The 1,067-nt window shown below is 58.9% G+C and carries 2 protein-coding genes; one reads left to right on the plus strand and one right to left on the minus strand.

The annotated features are described in order from the left end of the window. Positions 1–95: 95 nt before the first annotated feature. A complete protein-coding gene (locus V8324_RS22575) occupies positions 96–185 on the minus strand; it encodes a hypothetical protein (RefSeq protein WP_442970602.1) in 90 nt (29 codons plus the stop codon). On the opposite strand from V8324_RS22575, the gene V8324_RS21995 reads away from it, so the two are divergent. Continuing rightward, positions 184–573 carry a hypothetical protein gene (locus V8324_RS21995; protein WP_336422011.1) on the plus strand — a complete coding sequence of 130 codons (390 nt, stop codon included), beginning with the start codon at positions 184–186 and terminating at the stop codon, positions 571–573. The genes V8324_RS22575 and V8324_RS21995 overlap by 2 nt on opposite strands. Positions 574–1,067: the final 494 nt, after the last annotated feature.

Genomic DNA, 1,067 nt, shown 5'->3' on the forward strand with positions numbered 1-1,067 from the left:
ATCGGGCCGCTCTGAGAAGCCGGATATACGTCGGCAATCGTGATCACCGAACCAGACCCGACCAGACCGTTGCAATCAGGCGGGGTCCATATACACTACACACGGTCTGAGCGACAATGGCGACGACCTGATTGTCGTGTCGTCGGTGCCAGGCCCGCGAGACTGGCGATTGGCTTGCGGTCCATGGTGCCGAGTTCCGGGCGCGCGATCAGAATCGCGACAGCTGTGACCAACCCCGGGGATCGAGCAGAGAATGTCGAGAGCGCGCGCAGGTTTTGGGCATTCCTTCAGAAGCGAGAGCAGCGCGCGCTCCAACTCGGTGACTTGACGTTTGAGTTGCACGATCCGCGCTTTGGTTTGACGTTTGGCCAAAGCCATGGTCCGTGTCTTAAGGCAGATCAACAGGCGCTTGCGCTCCTTGATCAGGGCAGTGCGCGTGCCCTGCAATTTCTTGAGAACGGGCTGATTTTCATCGCCAACCGTATCCGGCAAAAGATCGAGCGCCGCTCCCATCATGGCCAGAACGCGCGCATCACTGGCATCGGTCCCTGCTCAGGTGCCGCGGGCCTGTAGTGGGTTTTCATTGACGCGCGGCAGAAGCCCTGCACAACTGCGCTCAAACAGGCTGTTATATTCTGCGGTCGCCTCGAAGACCATCAGGTCCGGTATTTCAGTTCCAGTTTCTGTATCCGTTCAGGCCCTAGGCGAAGACGATGGCTGATCACGCGCCAAACGAGCCATCACGATGAAGCCTGTGACGATCCAGCCACCGCCACTGCACGCCATAAGTGGGGTGCCGTGCAGTGGCTCTTTCTTCGCATCAGAGCCACGATCAGCATGAGATAAGCGTTGCTCAAAAGTGGGACACCGTTTCGAGCGTGTCGAACATGCAGACAGAACACCTTATGTGTCTCATCCCTGCTATGAATGCCCCGTCGCCGTTCCCGGCCAGGACTGGCGGCGGGGTAGGACACAGCGCTGAACACCTTGTGGCATGACCACGTTCTCTAGCAGGCTGATCCCGCCTCTCTTCACCGTCTCGAACAGTTGACGGCGGCCCATTTCCG

It is taken from the genome of Roseovarius sp. D22-M7, assembly GCF_037083785.1.
Lineage (GTDB): Bacteria > Pseudomonadota > Alphaproteobacteria > Rhodobacterales > Rhodobacteraceae > Roseovarius.

What these genes read in the sequence shown, in the direction of transcription:
- V8324_RS21995 (WP_336422011.1), top strand. Translation starts at nt 184, where the DNA reads ATGGTGCCGAGTTCCGGGCGCGCGATCAGAATCGCGACAGCTGTGACC.
- V8324_RS22575 (WP_442970602.1), bottom strand. Translation starts at nt 185, where the DNA reads ATGGACCGCAAGCCAATCGCCAGTCTCGCGGGCCTGGCACCGACGACA.